This is a genomic window from Micromonospora sp. LOL_021, assembly GCF_048060215.1.
GTDB lineage: Bacteria > Actinomycetota > Actinomycetes > Mycobacteriales > Micromonosporaceae > Micromonospora_E.
This window is the reverse complement of record NZ_JBHMIN010000014.1, coordinates 39588-57054: the sequence shown is the minus strand read 5'-3', so window position 1 is coordinate 57054 and position 17467 is coordinate 39588. Positions and strand designations below refer to the sequence as shown.

Below are 17467 nucleotides of genomic sequence, written 5' to 3'. Positions count from 1 at the left end.
GGCGGAGTCGCCGCAGTGCAATGTACGACGGCGCCCCGGAGACAGTTCCGGGGCGCCGTACGGACGTCGCTTGGTGGTGGTCGGGTGGGTCAGGCAGTTTGAGCGCGCAGGACGCGCAGTCCGCCGCGACGCTTGACGGCGCGCCGCTCCTCTTCGCTCATCCCGCCCCAGACGCCAGCGTCCTGTCCGGACTCCAGCGCCCACTGCAGGCACTGGTCGGTCACGGAGCAGCGCCGGCAGACAGCCTTGGCCTGCTCGACCTGCAGGATCGCGGGGCCGGACGTCCCGATCGGGAAGAACAGCTCCGGGTCCTCGTCGCGGCAGACAGCATGGTGACGCCAGTCCATGGCGGCAACACTCCTCATTCTGGATCGGTGGCGGTAAATGCTCCGGTCTTTCTTTATGCGCCCGCGCAGTCGGCCACAACGGATTGCATCCGTCGGATCGGCAGCGCGTGAGCAGGCGTAAGCCTGTGGAACGTTGCTCCTAGCTGCCGCGTGGCGAGCGCATCCAGGCAACGTCCCGGGTGAATCGGTCCGCTTGTGAATACTTTCACGAACCCCTGCGATGTCAAGAGCAGCGCTCAGAAAAAGTCCAATCGGGTGAGCAACGTCACGACCCATTTGTCCGTTTTCTGGCGCTCACCGACACCCGGAGTGCGACAGTCAAGAATCAATGTAGTACGGTCCGCCCCGCAGTGCAGGCATTTCAGCTACGTGTCTTCCGTGCCTCTGGTCACGCTCTGCAGTCGAAGCTCTGTTACGGAGCGTGTCAGAAGACCACTCGCAAGGCCTCTCGGACCGCCGTGAAACGGACTTTGAGCCGCTCTCCCAGATAATCGCCATCGAGTTGGAAGGCCTGCGGCTGTGTTGCGGATAGCGTAAATTCGGACAAATCGTGCAGTCGGACCAGCTGGCGGCCGCGTGGATCCGGTCGGCTGGCGGCGACCTGGGCCAAAGTGCGGGCGGTACTCGGCACATGCAATTGGCGAAGCGCCATCACGTCCAGGCCGAGATCGAAGGACGCCTCCGGATTCGGATTGATCGCCCGTTCACCGATGAAGGTCCACGGCGCGGTGTTCTGGACCACGACGGTGGCGAGTTCGGCCGCCGCCGGCTCGCCGGCCCGCTCCAACCGGATCGCCGGATGCCGCCGGTCCATCCCGATGAAGAACTCGCTGACCATCGACCGCAGGTAGAGCCCGACGGTGGACCGGCGCCCGCGTAGCCGGGCCCGCTCGACCTGCCGGATCACCGCCGCGTCCAGCCCCAGCCCGGCGCAGAAGGTGAAGTAACGGTCGTCGGCTCGGCCCAGACCGACGGTACGGAACCGCCCGGTCCGCAAACCCTCCAGCAGTACGCTCGTCGCCTCCGGCCATTGCGGCGGCAGCCCCACCGCACGGGCGAAGACGTTCGTCGAGCCGAGCGGCACCACCGCCAGCGCCGGCAACCGGTCTGCTGCCGCACCCGGCAGCGTCTCCACCGCCGGCGCGGACGTCATCAGGCCGTTGACGGCCTCGTTCACGGTGCCATCGCCGCCCAGCGTGACCACCACGTCGAAGCCGTCCTCGGCGGCCGTCCTGGCCAGTGCGACGGCATGCCCGCGCCGGTGGGTGGACGCCACCGACAGGTCGACTTCACTGCGCAACGCCCGGACGATCACGTCCCGGGTGCGCTCGCTGGTGGTGGTGGCCTTCGGATTGACCACCAAGAGGGCCCGCATGGGCGGCACTTTATCGCGAGCCGGCGCGGGTATCGTGACGCCGTGACCATCGACGCACAGCCCACCCCGATGACGCTGCGGTGGGCGGTGAGGTCGCTGGCCGGGGAGGCGGTGGCCGTAGGGCTGGTCGCCGGCTACCTCGCGTACCAGGATCTCACCAGCACCGCGACCGATCTCGCCTCGGCGCTGATCGTCACCGGGTTCGCCGTCGGCGGCGCGGTGCTGCTGGCGGTGCTGGCCCGTGCGGTGGCCCGCCGCCGTAGCGCGGCCCGGGCACCGGCCATCGTCGCGCAGTTGATGCTGCTCCCGGTCGGCTACTACATGATCGTCGGCGGCCTGGCCTGGCTCGGCGTACCGCTGATCGCCCTGGGCCTGGTGGTGACCGCGCTGCTGGTGGCCCCGCCGACGACCCGGGCCTTCGGGCTGGAGTGACCGACCGGCTGCCGGCCGAGTGGGTCCACCAGCCGCTCAGTGCCAGGCCTGTGCGTGCCCGGTCGGTCAGTGCCCGCCGGACCGGCGGGTGAGCAGTCTGATGCTGGCCTGGCCGCTGCTGGCGGTCGCCGTCGCCGACGTGGTCAGCGCCCGGAGCACCTTCCAGGCGAAGGACGAGTCCGGTGGCAGCCGGGCACCGCGTACCGCCGCGACGGCGACTTCGACGGTCAGCGCGTCGTCGGTCACCGAGAACCGGCACTGCAGGTCCGCGTCGCGGGTGGCGACGGCGAGCAGCATGGCGCAGGCCTCGTCGACCGCGATCCGCAGATCCTCGATCTCGTCCAGCGCGAAGTGCAGGCGTGCGGCCAGCCCGGCCGTCGCGGTACGCAGCACGCTCAGGTAGCCACCGTCGGCAGGCACGGTGAGCAGCACCACGTCGTCGTCGACGGTCGGCTCGGATTGTGTGACCAGCGAACTCATCCCGGTTACCCCCGCGTGGACTCTACCGGTTGACGTCTATCCCTGCGGTGTCATCCGGAGCGATTCGTCGTCCGACCGAGCCGGGCGGGTCGTGCGCGCGACGCCCACCAGGGCCTCGACGGAGCGGCCCGTGCCCGGCGGACCCGGTCCGGCCGGTGCGCGGTGCGCACCGGCCGGACCGAGGGATCACGCCTGCTTGGTCTCCCAGAAGATCTTCGCGATCTCGTCGATCTTGACCAGCAGCTCGTCCGCCTTGGCCGGGTCGACCGACGCCTTGGTCCCGCCGCCGCCACCGGCGAGCTTGGTCGCCTCGTTGAACAGTTGGTGCAGCTGCGGGTACTTCTCAAAGTGCGGCGGCTTGAAGTAGTCGGTCCAGAGCACCCACAGGTGGTGCTTGACCAACTCGGAGCGCTGCTCCTTGATGATCAGCGCCCGGGTGCGGAATTCCGGGTCGGTGTTCGCCTGGTACTTCTCCGCGATCGCCTTGATGGATTCGGCCTCGATCCGGGCCTGCGCCGGGTCGTAGACGCCACAGGGCAGGTCGCAGTGGGCGCTGACCACCGTGCGCGGAGTAAACATGCGTAGAAGTCGCATCAGGACCCTCCGTGTGTTGGCCGGCGGCACGATCGCCGGCACGCGTAAGCTGGAGGATGATCCTCCCTGCCGACCCTATCGCGCATCGGGCTCGCTGACCTGGCGGGAGGTGCAAGTGCTTTCACCACTGTTCGCCGTGCTCGTGCACGGACCGTCGATGGCCCCCACCTTGCGGCACGGCGACGCGCTGCTGGTCCGCCGGGGCGGGCGGGCGGTCCGCCCGGGGGACGTGGTGGTCGCCACCTTCCGGTCGCGTCCCGGACTGCTGGTGGTCAAACGAGTGGTACGTGCCGAGTCCGGCGGTTGGTGGTTGCGCGGGGACAACGATCTGGTCACCGACGACTCGCGCGCCTTCGGGGTGGCTGAGGTGCATGGTCGGGTGCTGTGTCGCTACTGGCCGCGGCCACGCCGAGTGGGTACGGGGCACGGACTGCGGTGAACCGCTTCGCGGTAAACCGTGCTGTGTGACACTATGCTCGACACGGAATCCGGGTGACCCCCGCAGCGCCTCGCCGGTCAACGCTGACCTCGCGCCGAGCCGGCGGCGATCTATCACGCTCAACGGCTCTGGAGTCACCATGTCTACTGTGGCAATTTCTGACCCGGTCTTCGACCTGCATCGGGGCGGCAAGATGGCGATCACGCCCACCGTCGCGCTGACCGACCGGGACGACCTTTCACTCGCGTACACCCCGGGGGTGGCCCGGGTGTGCGAGGCGATCGCCGCCGATCCGACCCTGGTCGACGACTACACCTGGGTGTCGCACGCGGTCGCCGTCGTCACCGACGGCACCGCGGTGCTCGGCCTCGGCGACATCGGTCCGCGCGCCGCGATGCCCGTCATGGAGGGCAAGGCGGTGCTGTTCAAGCAGTTCGGCGACGTCGACGCGGTGCCGATCTGCCTGGACACCCGGGACATCGACGCGATCGTGGCGACGGTCACCGCCCTGGCTCCGTCGTTCGGCGGGATCAACCTGGAGGACATCAGCGCGCCACGTTGCTTCGAGATCGAGCGCCGCCTCGACGAGGCGCTGCCGATCCCGGTCTTCCACGACGACCAGCACGGCACGGCGATCGTGGTGCTGGCCGCCCTGCGCAACGCGGTCGCCCTGCTGGACCGCAAGCTCGGCGACCTGCGGGTGGTGGTCAGCGGTGCCGGCGCGGCCGGCGTCGCGGTGACCCGGATGCTGATCGCCGGCGGCGTCGACCCGGCGAAGACCGTGGTCTGCGACTCCCGCGGCATCATCCACTCCGACCGGGCGGACCTCACCGGCGTCAAGGCCGAGTTGGCCGCGATGACCGCCGCGTGTGCCGGTGGCATCGCCGACGCGCTGGTCGGCGCCGACGTGCTGATCGGCCTTTCCGGCGGGCAGATCGACGAATCGGCGGTCGCCGGCATGGCACCCGGCGGGATCGTCTTCGCGTTGGCCAACCCGACGCCGGAGGTCCACCCGGAGATCGCCCACCGGTACGCCGCCCTGGTGGCCACCGGCCGCAGCGACTTCCCCAATCAGATCAACAACGTGTTGGCCTTCCCCGGCGTGTTCCGGGGTGCCCTGGACGCCGGTGCCACCCGGATCACCGAGGGGATGAAGGTGGCCGCCGCCGACGCGATCGCCGGCGTCGTGGCCGACCTGCTGCAACCGGAGGCGTTCGTGCCGTCGGCACTCGACCCCCGGGTCGCGCCGGCGGTCGCTGCTGCGGTCGCCGACGCCGCCCGCCGCGACGGCGTCGCCCGCCGCTGACCTGCGGTGCCGGCCGCTGACCTGCGGTGCCGGGCGGGCACATGCGCGCCGGCCGGCACCACGGCTGCTAGCGTGCGGTGCATGCGAGCTGTCTTCGCCTCGACCGTCGACGCCGACGACCCGCTTGCCGCGCTGCGCGTCGGTGAGCTGCCCGAACCGGACCTGCCCGCGCCGGACTGGACGGTGGTCGAGGTCCGGGCAAGCTCGCTCAACCACCACGACCTGTGGTCGCTGCGTGGCGTCGGGCTGCCCGCCGACCGGCTGCCGATGATCCTCGGCTGTGACGCCGCCGGGGTCGACGACGCCGGCAACGAGGTCGTCGTCCACCCGGTGGTGCCCGACCCGGCGGACCCGCGCGGCATGTCGATCCTGTCCGAGCGCTACCCGGGCACGTTCGCCGACCGGGTCGCGGTGCCCCGGTCGAACCTGATCCCGAAACCCGCCGAGCTGAGCTTCACCGAGGCGGCGTGCCTGCCCACCGCCTGGCTGACCGCGTACCGGATGCTGACCACCCGGGGCCGTGCCGACCAGGCCGAGTCGGTACTGGTCCAGGGCGCGGGCGGCGGGGTGGCGACGGCGGCCGTGGTGCTCGCCGTTGCGCTGGGCAAGCGGGTCTACGCGACCAGCCGGGACGCGGACAAGCGGGACCGGGTCGCCGAGCTCGGTGCCACCGCCCTGGCGCCGGGCAGCCGACTACCGGAACGGGTCGACGTGGTGATCGAGACCGTCGGCGCAGCGACCTTCGAACATTCGATGAAGTCCGCCGCGCCCGGTGCCCGGATCGTCGTCTCGGGTGCCACCAGTGGCCATCTGCCCGCCGTCGACCTGCGCCGGGTGTTCGCCATGCAGCTGGAGATCCTCGGTACCTCGATGGGCACCTCCGACGAGCTGGGGGATCTGCTGGCGCTGTGCGCGCAGCGGGGCATCCGGCCGGTCGTCGACACCGAGTACGCCTTCAGCGAGGTGCGCGACGCATTCACCCGGCTGCACGCCGGTAGCACGTTCGGCAAGCTGGTGCTCGACCACCAGCGCTGACCACCAGCGCTGACCACCAGCGCTGACCACCAGCGCTGACCAGCCGGGCGGCTGACGCCGTACCCCGGGCCGGGTCAGAGCTGGTCGTCGAAGACGGCGACCCCGGTCGGCGGGTCGTCGGCCAGCCGCTGCCGGGCGGCGTCGTCGCCGTACAGCGTCCACCGCAGGAAGTCGGTGCTGGTGTCGAGTACCACGTCGTACGCCGGGTTGCCGGGCCGCAGCAGCGACTGACCGTGGTCGCCGTCGGGCAGGCTCAGCATCGCCTTCGGCCACGGCACCCGGTCGTACGCCGCCTTGCCCGACGCGTACGACACCACCTCGTCCAGCTCGCCGTGGATGAACAGCTGCGGCGCGGCGGCACCGCTGAACGCCGTACCGACGCCGAGCGCGCTGCCGGCCAGCACGACGCCGGCGTCCAACCGGTCGTCGCGGGCGGCGGTGAACAACCCGACGGTGGTGATGCCACCGGCTGAATGCCCGGCGGCGGCGACCCGTTCGACGTCGAGCAGGCCGGCGAACTCGTCACCGACGCGGCCGTCGAGCGCCAGCAACTCGTCCAGTACGTGCGACGCGTCCGCCGGCTGGTTGAGCACGTCCAGCGCGTTGCCGCCGGAGCCGCCCTGACTGGTGAACGGGTAGGTCGGGGCGGCGACGACGAACCCGGCCGCCGCCCACTCGGCCAGCACCGTGCGATAGTCGGCCGGCTCGCCGCCGAGGCCGTGGCTGAACAGCACGACCGGGTGCCGGCCGTCCCCGCCGACCGGGTACCAGACGGTGACCGGCAGCGGCCGGTCACCGCGGTTCAGATCGAGGGTGCGGGTCTCGACGTCGAGTCGCCGGGTCGGTGCCGGTCGGCCGGGCGGCTGGTCGGGCCGCGCCGACGTCGGGTCAGGCTGTCCCGCCGCCGCAGCGTTCTGCGTCGCAGTCGGGGCGTCGGCCACCGGGCCGGGCGCTGCGGCGGTGCCGCAGCCGGCCAGCGAGGTGGTGAGCAGACCGACGGTGAGCAGGCCGGCTACCGCCGGACGGAAGTCACGCATTGGACGATTGTTACCGGCATCCGCCTGGTCGACCACCGGCTCGCGCCGGCCGGTCGTGGCAGCGTCCGGCCGACTTCGCTAGGGTCTTCGTCATGTCTGACGAGTACGTCGATCCGAGCGGCAACACCGAGGCCTTCCGGGCCTTCCAGACGTCGCCGCAGCCGGTCGCCGACCAGCCGTCCCGGCTGCCGCTGATCATCGGTGTCGCGGTCGCGGTGGCGATCGTGGTCGCGATCGCCCTCTGGCTGGTTTTCTGACCTTCCCCGCTCAACCCCGGTCGGCCCGGATCAGCCGTCGGTCAGCACCGCCCGAGTCTGGCTGGCGATCTCGTACTCCTCGTCGGTGGGGATCACCCACACCTGCACCGGCGTGCCGTCCGGGGAGATCACCCGCTCGCCTCGGCCCTCGTCGTTGCGCCGCGCGTCGACCTGGACACCGATCGGGTCGAGCCCGGCCAGCGACGCCGCCCGCACCGGGGCGGCGTTCTCACCGACCCCGGCGGTGAAGACGATCGCGTCGACCCGACCGAGCAGCGCGTGGTACCCGCCGACGTAGAACCGGATCCGGGCACAGTAGATGTCGAAGGCGAGCCGCGCTGCGGGATCCCCGTCGGCGCGGCGGCGCAGCACCTCGCGCATGTCGCCGGCCCCGGTCAGCCCGACCAGGCCGCTGCGCTGGTTGAGCAGCCGGTCGACGTCGGCGGTGGACCAGCCGGCGACCCGTTCCAGATGGAACACCACCGCCGGATCGAGGTCGCCGCTGCGGGTGCCCATCACCAGACCCTCCAACGGTGACAGCCCCATCGAGGTGGCCACGCTGCGGCCAGCGGCCACCGCGCAGGCGCTGGCCCCGTTGCCCAGGTGCAGGGTGATCACATCGATGTCGGTCGGTGCCCGGCCGAGCAGTGCGGCCGCCCGCCGGGACACGTACGCGTGCGAGGTGCCGTGGAACCCGTACCGTCGGATGCCGTACCGCTGCGCGGTGTCGGTGTCGATCGCGTAGCTGGCCTGCTCCGGTGGCAGCGTGCGGTGGAAGGCGGTGTCGAAGACCGCGACCTGCGGTACGCCCGGCAGCAGCCGGCGGGCCTGGGCGATCCCGGTCAGGTTGGCCGGGTTGTGCAGCGGAGCGAGCGGCACCAGCCGCTCGATCTCGTTGACCACCTGGTCGGTGATCAGCGTCGGCTCGGCGAACCGGACACCGCCGTGCACCACCCGGTGCCCGACCCCGCCGAGCCCGGTCAGGTCGACCCGTTCGGCCATCAGCCGTAGCGCGGCCGCGTGATCGGCCGGCCCGCCACCGGGCTCGCCGATCCGTTCCACGGTGCCCTTGTCGACCACCCGGTCGCCGTCGAAGAGCTGGTACTTCAGCGACGACGAGCCGCAGTTGAGCACCAGGATCCGGGCCACGTCGCTCATCGCGCGGCCGCCTGGATCGCGGTGATCGCCACGGTGTTGACGATATCGGGCACGGTGGCCCCTCGGGACAGATCGTTGACCGGCCGGCGCAGACCCTGCATGACCGGCCCGACGGCGACCGCACCGGCCGAACGCTGGACCGCCTTGTAGGTGTTGTTACCGGTGTTCAGGTCGGGGAAGACGAAGACGGTGGCCCGCCCGGCGACGTCGCTGCCGGGCAGCTTCGTGGCGGCGACCGTCGGGTCGATCGCCGCGTCGTACTGGATCGGGCCCTCGACCAGCAGGTCCGGGCACCGCTTGCGGACCAGGTCGGTGGCGGCGGCGACCTTTCGGACGTCGTCGCCGCTGCCGGAGGTCCCGGTGGAGTAGGACAGCATGGCGACCCGTGGCTCGATGCCGAACCGGGCGGCGGTCTGCGCCGAGCTGACCGCGATGTCGGCCAGCTCATCGGCGTCCGGGTCCGGGTTGACCGCGCAGTCGCCGTACACCAGCACCCGGTCAGCGAGCAGCATGAAGAACACGCTGGAGGCGACCGACACGTCCGGCAGCGTCTTGATGATCTCGAAGGCGGGGCGGATGGTCGCGGCGGTGGTGTGGGTGGCCCCGGAGACCATGCCGTCGGCGTGCCCGGCGTGCACCATCATCGTGGCGAAGTAGTTGACGTCGCCCATCACGTCGTGCGCCAACTCCCAGGTGACGCCCTTGTGTCGGCGCAGCTCGGCGTACCGGGACGCGAAGTCGTCGCGCCACGGGCTGACGGCTAGGTCGACGACACGTACCCCGTCAATCTGCACGCCCAGCTCACGGGCCCGGCGGCCGATGTCGTCGGCGTCGCCGAGCAGGGTCAGGTCGGCGACGCCGCGCCGCAGCAGGATCTCGGTGGCCCGCAGGATCCGCTCGTCGGTGCCCTCCGGCAGCACTAGCCGGCGGCGGGCGGCCCGGGCCCGGTCGATCAGCGCGTACTCGAACATCATCGGGGTGACCCGGGCCGACCGGGTCACGTCCAGCCGGCGGGCCAGCTCGGTAGTATCCACGCTGGACTCAAAGGCGCCGAGTGCCGCCTCCACCTTGCGGGGGTTGGCGGTGCTGGGCCGGCCGGAGATCCGCCCGGCGGTGGCGACCGCGTGGAAGCTGTCCGCCGGTGCGGACAGCACCGCCAGGTTGGTGCCGAGCCGCTCCACCAGGCGCATCGCCCGCGGGTCCGGCCGTTCGCCCAGGGTCAGCGCCACCCCGGCCAGCGACACCAGCCCGGCGGCGTGCGCCGCGCTGACCGCGACCAGCAGGTCCGCCCGGTCGCCCGGAGTGATCACCAGCGCGCCGTCGACGAGATGGTCCAGCAGCACCGGCACGTGCGCCGCGCCGACCACGAAGTCCAGCACGTCGCGACCCAACGCGGCCTCGTCGCCGGCCAGCACGGTGGCGTCGAGGGCGGCGGCGACCTCGGCGACGGTCGGCGCGGAGACCGCCGGGATCTCCGGGATGGCGTAGACCGGCACCGGCAGCGTCGGCGCCACCACTCCGGCGTCGACCCGGTTCGCGATCACCGCCAGCACCGTCGCGCCGAGCTCGGTCAACGAGTGGTACGCGCTGCGAGCCGCGCCGGCGACCTCGGCGGCGTCCCGACGGATCCCGTCGACGAGAGCCACCACCACGCTGCCGAACTCGGTGGCCAGCCGGGCGTTGAACGCCAGCTCGCGGGGGAGCCCGCCGTTGTCGCCGGTGTCGTCGAAATCGCTGCCGATCACCAGCACCGCCGGGCAGCTCCGCTCCAGTTCGCGGTACCGGTCGACGATCCGGGAGATCAGCTCCTCCCGCCGGCCGTCGGCGACCAGCTCGGCGGCCTCGGCGTAGCTGGCGCCGTACAGCTGGTCGTCGGGCAGGTCGATCCGGTAGCGCTCACGCAGCAGGGTCAGGGTCGCGTCCGGGCCGGCGCCGGCGACCAGCGGCCGGAACACCCCGATCCGTTCGACCCGGCGGGACAGCAGCTCGGCCAGGCCGAGGGCGACGGTGGACTTGCCGCCACCGGGGCCGAGACCGGCCAGGTAGACACTTCGCGCCACCGCCCCAACGTACAAGGCGGAAGCGGCCGAAGTCTGGTGACCTTGGTCCCGGCCCGGGTGGGGCCAGCGTCAACGGTGATCAGTCGTCCTCGTCGTCGAGCCGGGCCAGCCAGGTGGCGAACCGTTCCACCGGGGTCTCGAACTCCGGGTGCAGGTCGACGAAGTCACGCAGCCGCTCGGCGAGCCAGGAGATGGCGACCTCCTCCTCGCCGCGGCGCTGCGCCAGTTCCTCGATGCCCCGGTCGGTGAAGTACACGTGTGCCTCCCGGTCAGCGTCGCGGCAGCGCGGCGTCGATCAGCGCGGACTGCTCGACGTCGTGCAGCTTCGTCGAGCCGACCGCCGGTGCCGCCGCCGCGGGCCGGGAGATCCGCCGCAGCTGTACGCCGTCGAGGTGCTCCAGCAGGTTGAGCGCGACGAACGACCAGGCACCCTGGTTGGCCGGCTCCTCCTGGACCCAGGCGAAGTCCTCGGCGTTCGGGTAGCCGGCCAGCGCCGCCTGAATCTGCTCCACCGGCAACGGGTACAGCTGCTCCATCCGGACGATCGCGGTGTCGGTGTCGAGCTGACCGTTGCCGCCGGCGACCGCGTGCCGTTCGGCGCGGGCCTGCAGCAGGTCGTAGTAGATCTTTCCGGTGCACAGCAGTACCCGCTTGACCGCCTCCGGCCGACCGTTGGCCACCGGGTCCGGCAGCACCGGCTGGAAGGTGCCGGAGGTGAAGTCGGCGACAGAGGAGACGCAGAGCTTGTGCCGCAGCAGCGACTTGGGGGTGAACACCACCAGTGGCTTGCGCTTCGGCGACAGCGCCTGCCGGCGCAGCAGATGGAAGTAGTTCGCCGGGGTGGTCGGGATCGCGACGCGCATGTTGTCCTCGGCGCACATCTGCAGGTAACGCTCCGGACGCCCGGACGTGTGGTCCGGGCCCTGCCCTTCGTGGCCGTGTGGCAGCAGCAGGGTCAGCGCCGACCGCTGCCCCCACTTGACCTCGCCGGAGGAGACGAATTCGTCGACGATCGACTGGGCACCGTTGACGAAGTCGCCGAACTGCGCCTCCCAGAGCACCAGCGCCTCCGGGTTCTCCACCGAGTAGCCGTACTCGAAGCCCATCGCCGCGTACTCGCTGAGCAGTGAGTCGTGTACGAAGAACCGTGACTCGTCGGTGACCAGGCTGGCCAGCGGCAGGTAGTCCCGCCCGGTGCGGGCGTCGACCACCGAGGCGTGCCGCTGCACAAAGGTGCCACGGCGGGAGTCCTGGCCGGCCAGCCGGACGGTGACGCCGTCGGCGAGCAGCGTGCCGAACGCGATGATCTCGCTGAAGCCCCAGTCGATGTCGCCGGAGACCGACATCTTCGCCCGCCGCTCCAGCAGCTGCTGGATGCGCTTGTGCGGGGTGAATCCCTCCGGCAGGTCCACGTGCGCGTCGCCGACCGCCTGCACGGCGGCGGCGTCCACCGCGGTCGCCACCTGCGGCTCCGGCTCCGGCTGGCGGCTGGGCAACCGGCTGGTCGCCGAGGTGGCGGCGTCCCGGGTCGCCTTGAACACCTGCTCGAGCTGAGTCTGGTAGTCGCGCAGCAGCTCCTCGGCGTCGGTGATGGTGATGTCACCCCGGCCGATCAGCTCCTCGGTGTAGAGCTTGCGGACGCTGCGCTTCGAGTCGATGATCGCGTACATCAGCGGGTTGGTCATCGACGGGTCGTCGCCCTCGTTGTGCCCGCGCCGCCGGTAGCAGACCAGGTCGATCACGACGTCCTTGTTGAACGCCTGGCGGTACTCGAAGGCGAGCCGGGCGACCCGGACCACCGCCTCCGGGTCGTCGCCGTTGACGTGGAAGATCGGCGCCTGGATCATCCGGGCCACGTCGGTGGAGTAGAGCGACGAGCGGCTGTGCTCCGGCGCGGTGGTGAACCCGACCTGGTTGTTGACCACGACGTGCACCGAACCGCCGGTCCGGTAGCCGCGCAGCTGCGACAGGTTGAGCGTCTCGGCGACCACGCCCTGCCCGGCGAACGCGGCGTCACCGTGCACCAGCAGCGGCAGGACGGTGTACCCCTCCAACTTGAGGTCGATCCGGTCCTGCTTGGCCCGGACGATGCCCTCCAGCACCGGGTCGACCGCCTCCAGGTGCGACGGGTTGGCGGTCACCGACACGGTGATGCCGTGCTCGCCGTCCGGAGTGGTGAACTTGCCGACCTGACCGAGGTGGTACTTGACGTCGCCGGAGCCCTGGGTGGACTTCGGGTCGAGGTGTCCCTCGAACTCGGAGAAGATCTTCTCGTACGGCTTGCCGACGATGTTGGCGAGCACGTTGAGCCGGCCCCGGTGGGCCATGCCGATGACCACCTCGTCGAGGTCGGCCCGGGCCGAGGATTGCAGGACCTCGTCCAGCAGCGGGATCAGCGACTCGCCGCCCTCCAGCGAGAAGCGCTTCTGCCCGACGTACTTGGTCTGCAGGAAGGTTTCGAACGCCTCGGCGGCGTTGAGCCGGTTGAGGATGTGCTTCTGCTCGGCCGCGTCGAGCTTCTCGTAGCCGCGTTCGATGCGTTCCTGGATCCAGCGGCGCTCCTCCGGGTCCTGGATGTGCATGTACTCGATGCCGACCCGGCGGCAGTAGGAGTCGCGCAGCACGCCGAGGATCTGCCGCAGCTTCATCCGCTGCTGGCCGGCGAAGCCGTCCACCGGAAAGGTGCGGTCCAGGTCCCACAGGGTCAGGCCGTGCTGCAGCACGTCCAGGTCCGGGTGCTTACGGATCTTGAACTCGAGCGGGTCGGTGTCGGCCATCAGGTGCCCGCGCACCCGGTACGCGTGGATCAGCTCGTTGACTCGCGCCGTCTTGTTGATCTGCCCCTCGGAGCTGACCGCCACGTCGCGCACCCAGCGCACCGGCTCGTACGGGATCCGCAGCGCGGTGAAGAGCTGGTCGTAGAAGCCGTGCTCGCCGAGGATCAGCTCGTGCATGGTCTTGAGGAACTCGCCGGACTGCGCGCCCTGGATGATCCGGTGGTCGTAGGTGCTGGTCAGCGTGATGACTTTGCTGACCGCCAGGTCGGCCAGGGTTTCTTCGGACATCCCGGCGTACGGGGCCGGGTACTCCATCGCGCCGACGCCGATGATCGCCCCCTGCCCGGTCATCAGCCGGGGCTGGGAGTGCACGGTGCCGATCCCGCCCGGGTTGGTCAGCGAGATCGTGGTGCCGTTGTAGTCGTCCATGGTGAGCTCGCCCCGGCGGGCACGGCGGACCACGTCCTCGTACGCCTGCCAGAACTGCCGGAAGTCCATCTGCTCGCACGCCTTGATCGACGGCACCACCAGGGTTCGGGAGCCGTCCGGCTTGGCCAGGTCGATGGCGATGCCGAGGTTGACGTGCTCCGGCGCGACCATGTTCGGCTTGCCGTCGATCTCGGCGAACGAGTTGTTCATCTCCGGGTGCTCGACCAGCGCCCGGACCATGGCGTACCCGATCAGGTGGGTGAAGCTGACCTTGCCGCCACGGCCCCGGGCCAGGTGGTTGTTGATCACGATGCGGTTGTCGACCAGCAGCTTGGCCGGGACCGCGCGCACGCTGGTCGCGGTCGGCACCGCCAGCGACGCGTCCATGTTCTGCACGATCCGGGCGGCGACGCCGCGCAGCGGGGTCTGCCGGCTGCCGCCGGCCATCGAACCGTTGCCGGCTGCTGCCTTGCCGGTTGCTGCCTTGTCTGCGGGTGCCTTGTCTGCGGGTGCCTTGGCCGCCGTTTTCGTCGCGGCGGACCGGCCGCCGGTCGACTTGCCGGCGGTCTTGCCAGTGCCGTCCTGGCCGGCGGCCGGCTTGGCCGGTGCCGTCTTGCCCGCCGGTGCCATCCTGCCGGCCGGCGCGTTCGCCCGGGTGGGGCTGCTCTTGGGCGTAGCCGGCTCGGCCGCCCGGCGGGTGGTCCCGCGACCCGGCGCGGGTGCCTCGGTCTGCTGGACGGATTGCGCGGCCGGCGCGTCGGTGCCGGCCCGGGCGGCGGCCGTGGTCGCCGTCGCGGCGGCTGCCTCGGTCGGCGAGGCGACCTGCTCGTGGCTGTAGTCGGCGAAGAAGTCGTGCCAAGCCGGATCTACGCTGGCGGGATCGGTGAGATACTTCTGGTACATCTCATCGACGATCCACTCGTTCGGGCCGAAGCCCGCCAGCGGATTGTCCTGCGAGGTCTGCTGGGTCGACACGGCCGGTAATCGCCTCTTTCACGCGGTCGGATTGTCACGCGGGGGACGCCACCAGGGTCGGGGCGCTGGTCGGGGACGGCTACCAGGCTACGCCGTACGCCGACGGGCGGCATTGTCGCATGCGGCTCGTGTCACTTTTCACAACGGCTGCCCCAGCCGCACCGACCGGCACGGCGCTCGCCGTACCGGCCGGAATGGCAGGTCAGAGGTGGTATGCCCGACCGGTCAGGAGATGTCCCGACGGCGGGTGATCACCGTACCGACGATGCCGGTCAACAGCGCGTAGCCGATCAGGATCAGCGCACCGGTCCACCGGGGCGGGTTGCCCGGGAGGTCGGTGCCGGCGACCATCAGCTGCGACGCCAACGACGGCACGATGATCTGCAGGTCGTTGATCCAGTCGCCGAACCGGGACGCCAGCGTGGTCAGCACCAGCGCGGCACCGATGTAGCCGCCCAGGTAGAGCAGGATCGCCGAGACGGTGGCCCCGAGCTGACTGCGGATCAGCACCCCGAAGCCGACCCCGAAGATCGCCCACAGCAGGTAGGCCAGGCCGTTGAGCCCGACCGCCTCCCAGACCGCGGCCGAGCCGAACTCCGGACCGATGTCGAAGGTGGCCAGCACCAGCGCGCCGGCGATCAGGTTGACCACCGTGGTGATCAGCCAGAAGACGAAGCCGAGCAGCGACGCGGCGGCCAGCTTCGCCAGCACCACCTCGGTGCGTCGCGGGCTGGTCAGGAAGGTCGTGGTCGCGGTCTGGTGGAAGTACTCGTTGGTCACCACGATCACACCGAGCAGCATCACCACCAGCAGCCCGAAGAACTGGCCGTTGGTGTAGAGGTTGGCTGCCAGCGCCGGCGCCTCGCTGACCGCGCTGAGTACCTCGTCGTTCTCCGCCGTCGTCGGGCCGAACCGCCCCGGGTCGGACAGCACGCTGGTCTGCACGTAGTTGACCAGCAGGGTGACCGCCCACAGTGGCAGGTAGATCAGGCCGAAGACCCACCAGGTGGCGGTGGTGGTGATCTTGAGCAGCTCGCTGCGTACCAGGTTCATCGGATGGCCGCCTTCGCGCTGGTCAGTTCGAGGAAGACCCGTTCCAGGTCGGGTCGTTCGGTGGTCAACTCGTGCAGCTCGACGCCCTCGGCCAGGGCGGTCCGGCCGACCGTCGGCGCGTCCGCCCCGACGACCAGCAGCGCGCCGTCCGGCGCGGTCTGCACCGTCGCCTCTGTCCGGCTCAACGCCGCCGTCAGCTTCTCGCCGTGCGGCGTGCGGACCCGGATCGTCGACGCACCGGACATCGATGCCATCACCTCGGCGACCGGGCCGTGCCGCACCAGCCGACCGGCCGCGATGATCACCACGTCGTCGGCGAGCAGCTGCATCTCGGCCAGCAGGTGGCTGGAGACGAGGACCGTACGGCCCTGTGCGGCGAACGACTTGAGCAGGTCCCGCATCCAGCGGATCCCCTCCGGGTCCAGGCCGTTGGCCGGCTCGTCGAGGATCAGCACCTTCGGGTCGCCCAGCATCGCCGCGGCGATCCCCAGCCGCTGCCGCATGCCGAGCGAGTAGCCCTTGAACTTGCGCTTCGCGGCCGGCGTCAACCCGACCAGGCCGAGCGTCTCCTCGGCGCGGCGCAGCGGCAACCCGGCGGCGGCACAGATCACCCGTAGGTGGTTGATGCCCGAGCGGCCCTTGTGCGCGCTGGACGCCTCCAGCACCGCGCCGACGTGGCGCAGCGGATCGGTCAGGTCGGCGTACCGCCGCCCGCCCACGGTGGCATGACCGCTGGTCGGCGTGACCAGGTTGAGCATCATCCGCAGGGTGGTCGTCTTGCCGGCCCCGTTCGGGCCGAGGAAGCCGGTCACCCGCCCCGGCTCCACGGTGAACGACAGATCGTCGACCGCGCGGACATTGCGGTACTGCTTGGTCAGCCCGGAGACGACGATGCGTCCGTCCTGCGACATGTAGCTCCTCTCGTCACACCGCCCCGTCACCCGGCGGCAGGCCGGCGATGGCGATCCAGGTCGCCTGGGCCGCCGCCAGCGGTTGTCCCGCAGCATCGTAGAGCGTCGTGCGTACCTCGGCCTTGCGGCCGCTGCTTTCGAGCAACTCACCGACCACCACGCAGCGTTCGCCCGGTGCCGGCAGCGCGGCCACCGTCGCGGTCATCCGGCCCAGCAGGTACGGCCGGCCGGGGGCGAGCACCGTCCAACCGCCGGGGCAGTCCAACGCGGCCCAGACCGTCGGCACCGCGCGGCCGTCGGGGACGACGAACGGCGCGGCGCTGCGCCCGTCACCCACCGGCCCGGGAAACACCCGCAGACCGTCGGGGCGGCGCGGGCCGCAGACGTAGCAGTCCGGGAACGGATGCGCGGCGTGCCCCGGGTACCGGGCGCTGGCGGCCTCCGCTGTGGCCGGATCGACCGGCGGTACGGTCGGCCCGGAGACCGTCCCGGTCAGCCCGTCGATCGAGCCGTCGACCGCCTCGGCCTCGGCGATCAGCGTGACCGGATCTCCGCCGGTCGCCACGCTCAGGGCGTCATCGGCGGTACGCACCACCCGCAGCTCGGTGTCCAGCGGCGGCGGCCGGCGCAGGGTCACCCGAACCGGCCGACCCGGGACCACGGTGGCCGGCTCGGCGCGCAGCAGCGCCTGGGCGAACCGGCCGGCCGCGTACCCGCCGTTGGCGGAGCCGGTCGGGCCGTTGAACCGGGCGGAGATCAGCACCGGACCATCCTCGCAGTCGATCGCCACCGCCGTTCACCG

17 protein-coding genes are annotated in these 17467 nt (G+C 71.1%); 5 read left to right on the top strand and 12 right to left on the bottom strand.

What is annotated here, in order from left to right; translation table 11 throughout:
• Positions 1–89: 89 nt before the first annotated feature.
• Both ACFHWT_RS12050 and ACFHWT_RS12045 read right to left on the bottom strand, forming a co-directional pair.
• Positions 90–347, bottom strand: coding sequence for a WhiB family transcriptional regulator (locus ACFHWT_RS12050; protein WP_123605230.1), 258 nt, complete (start codon positions 345–347; stop codon positions 90–92).
• Between the two features lie 424 nt (positions 348–771).
• The gene (locus ACFHWT_RS12045; protein ID WP_416594679.1) at positions 772–1722 is read right to left on the bottom strand and encodes a diacylglycerol/lipid kinase family protein; all 951 of its coding nucleotides are present in this window, start codon (positions 1720–1722) and stop codon (positions 772–774) included.
• A gap of 69 nt (positions 1723–1791) precedes the next feature.
• Between ACFHWT_RS12045 and ACFHWT_RS12040 the strand changes: the two genes are divergently transcribed.
• The gene (locus ACFHWT_RS12040) at positions 1792–2154 is read left to right on the top strand and encodes a hypothetical protein (RefSeq protein ID WP_416594750.1); all 363 of its coding nucleotides are present in this window, start codon (positions 1792–1794) and stop codon (positions 2152–2154) included.
• 66 nt (positions 2155–2220) lie between these two features.
• Here the strand turns inward: ACFHWT_RS12040 and ACFHWT_RS12035 are convergent, their stop codons facing one another.
• Both ACFHWT_RS12035 and sodN read right to left on the bottom strand, forming a co-directional pair.
• Positions 2221–2634, bottom strand: coding sequence for an ATP-binding protein (locus ACFHWT_RS12035; RefSeq protein WP_416594678.1), 414 nt, complete (start codon positions 2632–2634; stop codon positions 2221–2223).
• Positions 2635–2820: 186 nt separating this feature from the next.
• Positions 2821–3228, bottom strand: a complete 408-nt coding sequence (gene sodN, locus ACFHWT_RS12030; protein WP_123605226.1) for a superoxide dismutase, Ni — start codon at positions 3226–3228, stop codon at positions 2821–2823.
• 94 nt (positions 3229–3322) lie between these two features.
• Between sodN and ACFHWT_RS12025 the strand changes: the two genes are divergently transcribed.
• The 3 genes from ACFHWT_RS12025 (at position 3323) to ACFHWT_RS12015 (ending at position 6008) form a co-directional block, all read left to right on the top strand.
• On the top strand, positions 3323–3667 hold the full coding sequence (locus ACFHWT_RS12025) for a S24/S26 family peptidase (protein ID WP_416594749.1): 345 nt from the start codon (positions 3323–3325) through the stop codon (positions 3665–3667).
• A gap of 139 nt (positions 3668–3806) precedes the next feature.
• Positions 3807–4973: an NAD(P)-dependent malic enzyme gene (locus tag ACFHWT_RS12020; protein WP_416594677.1), complete on the top strand. Its 1167-nt coding sequence runs from the start codon at positions 3807–3809 to the stop codon at positions 4971–4973.
• Positions 4974–5054: 81 nt separating this feature from the next.
• Entirely contained in the window at positions 5055–6008 is a 954-nt protein-coding gene (locus tag ACFHWT_RS12015; RefSeq protein ID WP_416594676.1) for a zinc-binding dehydrogenase, read from the top strand.
• 74 nt (positions 6009–6082) lie between these two features.
• Here ACFHWT_RS12015 and ACFHWT_RS12010 read toward each other — a convergent pair whose 3' ends face one another.
• Positions 6083–7045, bottom strand: a complete 963-nt coding sequence (locus ACFHWT_RS12010; protein WP_416594675.1) for an alpha/beta hydrolase family protein — start codon at positions 7043–7045, stop codon at positions 6083–6085.
• A gap of 92 nt (positions 7046–7137) precedes the next feature.
• Between ACFHWT_RS12010 and ACFHWT_RS12005 the strand changes: the two genes are divergently transcribed.
• Positions 7138–7302, top strand: a complete 165-nt coding sequence (locus ACFHWT_RS12005; protein WP_416594674.1) for a hypothetical protein — start codon at positions 7138–7140, stop codon at positions 7300–7302.
• Between the two features lie 30 nt (positions 7303–7332).
• Here the strand turns inward: ACFHWT_RS12005 and ACFHWT_RS12000 are convergent, their stop codons facing one another.
• The 7 genes from ACFHWT_RS12000 to ACFHWT_RS11970 all read right to left on the bottom strand — a co-directional run bounded on the left by ACFHWT_RS12000 (position 7333) and on the right by ACFHWT_RS11970 (position 17428).
• Positions 7333–8451 (bottom strand): acetate/propionate family kinase, encoded by a 1119-nt coding sequence (locus tag ACFHWT_RS12000; RefSeq protein WP_416594748.1) that lies wholly within the window; start codon positions 8449–8451, stop codon positions 7333–7335.
• Positions 8452–8456: 5 nt separating this feature from the next.
• Entirely contained in the window at positions 8457–10520 is a 2064-nt protein-coding gene (gene pta / locus ACFHWT_RS11995; protein WP_416594673.1) for a phosphate acetyltransferase, read from the bottom strand.
• 79 nt (positions 10521–10599) lie between these two features.
• Entirely contained in the window at positions 10600–10776 is a 177-nt protein-coding gene (locus ACFHWT_RS11990) for a DUF6104 family protein (protein ID WP_199757927.1), read from the bottom strand.
• 13 nt (positions 10777–10789) lie between these two features.
• Positions 10790–14701: a multifunctional oxoglutarate decarboxylase/oxoglutarate dehydrogenase thiamine pyrophosphate-binding subunit/dihydrolipoyllysine-residue succinyltransferase subunit gene (locus ACFHWT_RS11985; RefSeq protein ID WP_416594672.1), complete on the bottom strand. Its 3912-nt coding sequence runs from the start codon at positions 14699–14701 to the stop codon at positions 10790–10792.
• 225 nt (positions 14702–14926) lie between these two features.
• Entirely contained in the window at positions 14927–15754 is an 828-nt protein-coding gene (locus ACFHWT_RS11980; protein WP_416594671.1) for an ABC transporter permease, read from the bottom strand.
• Positions 15751–16665: an ATP-binding cassette domain-containing protein gene (locus ACFHWT_RS11975; RefSeq protein WP_416594670.1), complete on the bottom strand. Its 915-nt coding sequence runs from the start codon at positions 16663–16665 to the stop codon at positions 15751–15753. Before ACFHWT_RS11975 ends, ACFHWT_RS11980 begins: the two co-directional genes overlap by 4 nt.
• A gap of 13 nt (positions 16666–16678) precedes the next feature.
• A complete protein-coding gene (locus tag ACFHWT_RS11970) occupies positions 16679–17428 on the bottom strand; it encodes a hypothetical protein (protein ID WP_416594747.1) in 750 nt (249 codons plus the stop codon).
• Between the last annotated feature and the right edge of the window lie 39 nt (positions 17429–17467).

Coding starts and splice junctions, on each gene's coding strand:
- ACFHWT_RS12005 (WP_416594674.1), top strand. CDS start 7,138: ATGTCTGACGAGTACGTCGATCCGAGCGGCAACACCGAGGCCTTCCGG.
- ACFHWT_RS12020 (WP_416594677.1), top strand. CDS start 3,807: ATGTCTACTGTGGCAATTTCTGACCCGGTCTTCGACCTGCATCGGGGC.
- ACFHWT_RS11980 (WP_416594671.1), bottom strand. CDS start 15,754: ATGAACCTGGTACGCAGCGAGCTGCTCAAGATCACCACCACCGCCACC.
- ACFHWT_RS12035 (WP_416594678.1), bottom strand. CDS start 2,634: ATGAGTTCGCTGGTCACACAATCCGAGCCGACCGTCGACGACGACGTG.
- ACFHWT_RS12040 (WP_416594750.1), top strand. CDS start 1,792: ATGACGCTGCGGTGGGCGGTGAGGTCGCTGGCCGGGGAGGCGGTGGCC.
- ACFHWT_RS12015 (WP_416594676.1), top strand. CDS start 5,055: ATGCGAGCTGTCTTCGCCTCGACCGTCGACGCCGACGACCCGCTTGCC.
- ACFHWT_RS11975 (WP_416594670.1), bottom strand. CDS start 16,665: ATGTCGCAGGACGGACGCATCGTCGTCTCCGGGCTGACCAAGCAGTAC.
- ACFHWT_RS12050 (WP_123605230.1), bottom strand. CDS start 347: ATGGACTGGCGTCACCATGCTGTCTGCCGCGACGAGGACCCGGAGCTG.
- sodN (WP_123605226.1), bottom strand. CDS start 3,228: ATGCGACTTCTACGCATGTTTACTCCGCGCACGGTGGTCAGCGCCCAC.
- ACFHWT_RS12045 (WP_416594679.1), bottom strand. CDS start 1,722: ATGCGGGCCCTCTTGGTGGTCAATCCGAAGGCCACCACCACCAGCGAG.
- ACFHWT_RS12010 (WP_416594675.1), bottom strand. CDS start 7,045: ATGCGTGACTTCCGTCCGGCGGTAGCCGGCCTGCTCACCGTCGGTCTG.